At 34.4% G+C, this 4,164-nt stretch carries 4 protein-coding genes and 1 pseudogene; 4 read left to right on the top strand and 1 reads right to left on the bottom strand.

The window, feature by feature from the left end; translation table 11 throughout:
* The first annotated feature begins 159 nt into the window (after positions 1-159).
* The 4 genes from HT709_RS12140 (at position 160) to HT709_RS11455 (ending at position 3,642) form a co-directional block, all read left to right on the top strand.
* Complete coding sequence (locus tag HT709_RS12140) at positions 160-330, top strand: PhrA family quorum-sensing system peptide (protein ID WP_001227862.1); 171 nt, start codon at positions 160-162, stop codon at positions 328-330.
* 164 nt (positions 331-494) lie between these two features.
* Positions 495-788: a hypothetical protein gene (locus HT709_RS11465; RefSeq protein ID WP_000748217.1), complete on the top strand. Its 294-nt coding sequence runs from the start codon at positions 495-497 to the stop codon at positions 786-788.
* Positions 789-794: 6 nt separating this feature from the next.
* Positions 795-2,996 (top strand): ABC transporter permease, encoded by a 2,202-nt coding sequence (locus HT709_RS11460; RefSeq protein ID WP_000221426.1) that lies wholly within the window; start codon positions 795-797, stop codon positions 2,994-2,996.
* Positions 2,997-3,000: 4 nt separating this feature from the next.
* Positions 3,001-3,642, top strand: a complete 642-nt coding sequence (locus tag HT709_RS11455; protein ID WP_000087002.1) for an ATP-binding cassette domain-containing protein — start codon at positions 3,001-3,003, stop codon at positions 3,640-3,642.
* Positions 3,643-3,889: 247 nt separating this feature from the next.
* On the opposite strand, the pseudogene HT709_RS11450 reads toward HT709_RS11455, so the two are convergent.
* Positions 3,890-4,164, bottom strand: a pseudogene (locus HT709_RS11450) (XRE family transcriptional regulator); the annotation flags it as partial.

Genomic DNA, 4,164 nt, shown 5'->3' with positions numbered 1-4,164 from the left:
TGCTTAATTTCATTATAAAGTTTTTAGTTCAAAATAGCAAGTTAAAGGAATAAATAATTCTTTATGGTAATAAACAAAAAAAAAAGTTAAAAATTACATAAAAATACTTGACTAAATAAAATATATCTGTTAGAATAAAAAAGAAAGGGGTTTCATTGCATGAGAAAAAAACGTGGAATTAAAAAATTAGTTACATTTGCATTGCTAGGTGTTTTTATGTTTAGTAATACAATTCCTTACCAACAGTTTATTCAGAAGAATAAACAATTGGAGATTCGAGTGCAATCGCAAAAGAAGTCCAATGGTCTTGATGTTGGGAAGGCTGATTAGTTGATTAAATGATGAAAATACTATTAACTATATAGTATTTCTGTTTTATCTAATTTTTAATTAGAAAGAAGGGATTCCGATGTACTAGGGTATGATTTGTTGATATTTCTAAATGCAGTCATTGTTATTGTTAGATTTTAAGTGAAAGAAATGAGGGCTTTACGATGAAGAAAAGCATAAAAAAAATAATTACAACATCTTTACTTGCACTGACTTTAGCTGGTGCAGGTGGTTCGATTGTTTCAGCTGCAACAGTTTGGTATAAAGGTACTGCAGTTTATTGGGATTATGGTCGTACTGCTGGCCTTTGGAGCTATTCAAATGTTCAGTCTAGTGTTTACGAACACTCAGCAACTGCTAACGGGGCATTCTCAGGCTGGCAATCACCTGGAGTAGAAGCACGTGTTTCTAAATTCATCGGAACTGCTACAGCTGAATGTTACTGGAATTGTAGGTAAGTACCTATGACATACAAAAACATGTTATTAGGTAAAATGAAATACTTAATCCTGTTTTTGATTGCCATCCAGAGTGTCTTACTTGCTCTGGTGGCAATTTTTTTAGCAGGTTTACAGTATCAACAGTCATGGCAGAGTTATAATCATCATTCCGAAACTGTAACAGTTTATCTTCAGAAGTTAACAGAAGAGCAATCACAAGATGTATTTAATTATTTTTTAGAACAGAGTGACTTGTCCATATGGACAAAACGTTCTGAAAGTAGTGATACAGGAGAAGGTCTAAATAGGATTTATATAGACATCCTTGGCAGCTCTGCTGGTTTTTCAGATTTTGAAAGTACGGGTAAAATAGTAGTCTCACAACAACAATTTGCAGATTTATTATCTCATAGTGATAATAGTATGACTATTGGACTTGACAAAGGCTCAAATAATATGCTTTACGAGCTTCCAGATTTATTATTTAGCACACCTGTAGTCATTGAACGATTAGATTATACTTTTCAAAACACTAATACGATCAATGGGATATACCATATCAATGGTCTCCACGATGCTGTCTCAAGAGATAACTTTCTGTTGCATCTTTCAAAGATGTCAGGTATTTCTGTTGAGGATTTGACAAAAGAAAGTTTTGGAAGTAGTACTGATCAGGGAATTTGGGGAATAATACTTGCTATCAGCATCTTAGTAAATGCCTTCATTTTACTGATTCTATTCTTAATCTGTGTTCTTCAATCCTTTAAACATTTCGGAACATTGATTCTTTTAGGATGGGATAGAAAAGAATTATGGTCTGCTTTTTTCAAAAATTCTCTACTATTTTCAATCTACATTATTCCAATTATCTCTTTATGTAGTTGGTTGTTGTCAGGCTGGTCTAGTTTTGGTTTATCATCGTTTATTCTAGTTTTTGCTGGAGTCAGCCTCTCAGTCTTGTTGCTACTATTGATATTCATTATTCCAACGATTATTGTTTATTCGGTTTCTCCATTAGCCGCAATTCATAAACGATTACCAATGAAGCCTTTAATGGTAACCTGCTTGTTATTCTATACCTTGGTAGCTGGTTTGTTAATCGCAGTCAGTTACTCTTTAGATGCTCCAACGAATCAGTTTATTGATAATATGAAAGTATCTAGGGAGTGGAAAAATGTTGAAGATATGTACGTTATCTCCAGCTTTGTTGAGGGAGATGATGTAGGTACATATGCAGGAACTACAAATTCCCTTGAGCGTAGTATGTATAACTTTTACCAGCGTATATCTGAGCTTCCAGGTGTCTATATTGCCCAAGGAAAATTTCTTAATCAGGAGTACCTTGATGCAGTCTATGGGACATACCAACATGTCCCTAAAAAACCATTTTGGTATTTGAAATTCTCCTATAATTACCTGCAAGAGTTAGGTATTCCCCTAAGTGATGAGGAGTTGCTAGAGATGAGGAATGGTACTCGACTTTATCTTCTACCTAACACGCTCAATACAGAAGAACTTGAGGCGATGAAGGCTTATTTACAGGAAAGTGTCACTGTAAAACCGGGAGATTTACAAACTAATTTCACAGAAAATCCGAAATTTATGTTCAAGGTTTACCAACCGTCTCGACCAATATTTACTTGGTCAGATTCCATTTCTTATGGTACAACTAGTGAGAATCCAGTTATTTTTGTCTCAACACCAGAGAATCTATATTTCATGGAGTCGGCAAACTTAGTTGTCAGCGGCTATAATGGTCTTTTGAAGATTCGTGATAGGGAAACAATGGAACAGGTAGTGTCCGTTTTAGAAACAGAATTTCCAGATTTAACGGATAATCGGTTGAGTTTTACAACTGTCAAGAACTTTATCAATGGTCTTCAAAAAGATCTGAGTTATACATTTTATCTTTTCGGCACGATTATAGCGATTATCATCATTACGATGATGGCTATTTTCTGGAGTTTTGTCTTAATGTACCGCTTGTTATTTGAAGAAAAATTGTATGTTCAATACTTTATGGGATTCTCACCATGGAAAAGATATATTGGTGTGGTTTCTCTCATTATTAGTTTTTCTGTGATGGAACTAATCGTTTCTATCTTGGTGGGTTCTAAGTTGGGAATAGTCATGACACTAGCTACATTTGCTTTTCAGATAATGCTTCTTTACTTCAGTTTGTTCCGTAAAGAAGGAGAGAGTATCATACAATCATTTAAGGAGTAATCTCATGTCTAGAATTTCAGTACAAAATGTATCAAAACAATTTGGTTCAAGAGAAATTTTCAAAGACTTAAGCTTTGATATTGAGGAAAATGAATTTGTAGCTTTAGTAGGACCTTCTGGTTCTGGAAAATCGACTATCCTCAATATGATTGGACTATTGGATACTGTTGACAGTGGTAAAATCCTAATCAACGGAAAAGTTTTGCCTAAGGTAAATTCGCAATCAGCAGTTCATTATCGAAGGAATGTCATCAACTATCTTTTTCAATCCAATGCACTCATTTCTACATCTAGTGTGAAAGATAACCTGATGCTTGCCATGACTTTTTCGAATTTCTCTAGACAGGAGAAAGAGCAGAGAATCAAGGAAACGCTAGAATTTGTTGGTCTACAAAATCGGTTAAATAGTAAAGTCAATGAATTATCGGGAGGTGAACAGCAGAGAATTGCGATTGTGAGAGCTATTTTAAAGCCCGGAGATATTGTCCTAGCAGATGAACCAACCGGATCGTTAGATCCTGAAATGTCTCAAAAAGCATTCGATTTGATTCGAACTTTGAGAGATCAATTTGGTAAAACAATTTTGATTGTTACGCATAACATGGAGCAAGCACGGCAATGTGATAGGATCATTTCACTGGAGTAGGTTCTTGTAAATTAACTCAAGCATTATTAGCACTTGATACGGTTACTTCTGAACCCGTTTCAAAAGAAAACTATCTTTATTCCATGTTATTTTGAGAAAGATATTGTGAAAGTCAAATATGATGATAAAGTTGAGTGGAATTTGTTAGAATTTCAAAAATTTAGAGCATTTTTGGCTTAGTAATATGTGTTGAAAGCTCAAAATCTATGGTAAAAAGTAGCTTTGAAAACGTATTGCCTCCAAAGATTTAGTTAAATAATGATTTAACACAAAAAGAAATTATTGAAGTTCTGGAAAGATGTTGTTTCAGTATTGAGAAAAGGTGGGAAAAACTTGCGATTTTCACAGAGAAAGGATTGTTATAAATCTTGCATAGCTCTCTTGCTTCTATATAATAATTTTTGACTTGTTCTTTGCCAAGGAATTGTGTTCCACAATTTCCAACGAGAACGAGCAGGGGAGCTAGTTGGTAACTTGTTTGCCTCTCTTTACAGAGTTCGATAGTCTTAAGAGCTTCTTGGA

This window comes from Streptococcus sp. 1343 (assembly GCF_013277355.1).
GTDB classification, from domain to species: Bacteria; Bacillota; Bacilli; order Lactobacillales; family Streptococcaceae; genus Streptococcus; species Streptococcus pseudopneumoniae.
The sequence above is the reverse complement of the archived record's forward strand: the minus strand, read 5'-3'. Positions and strand labels throughout refer to the sequence as shown.

Coding starts and splice junctions, on each gene's coding strand:
- HT709_RS12140 (WP_001227862.1), top strand. CDS start 160: ATGAGAAAAAAACGTGGAATTAAAAAATTAGTTACATTTGCATTGCTA.
- HT709_RS11465 (WP_000748217.1), top strand. CDS start 495: ATGAAGAAAAGCATAAAAAAAATAATTACAACATCTTTACTTGCACTG.
- HT709_RS11460 (WP_000221426.1), top strand. CDS start 795: ATGACATACAAAAACATGTTATTAGGTAAAATGAAATACTTAATCCTG.
- HT709_RS11455 (WP_000087002.1), top strand. CDS start 3,001: ATGTCTAGAATTTCAGTACAAAATGTATCAAAACAATTTGGTTCAAGA.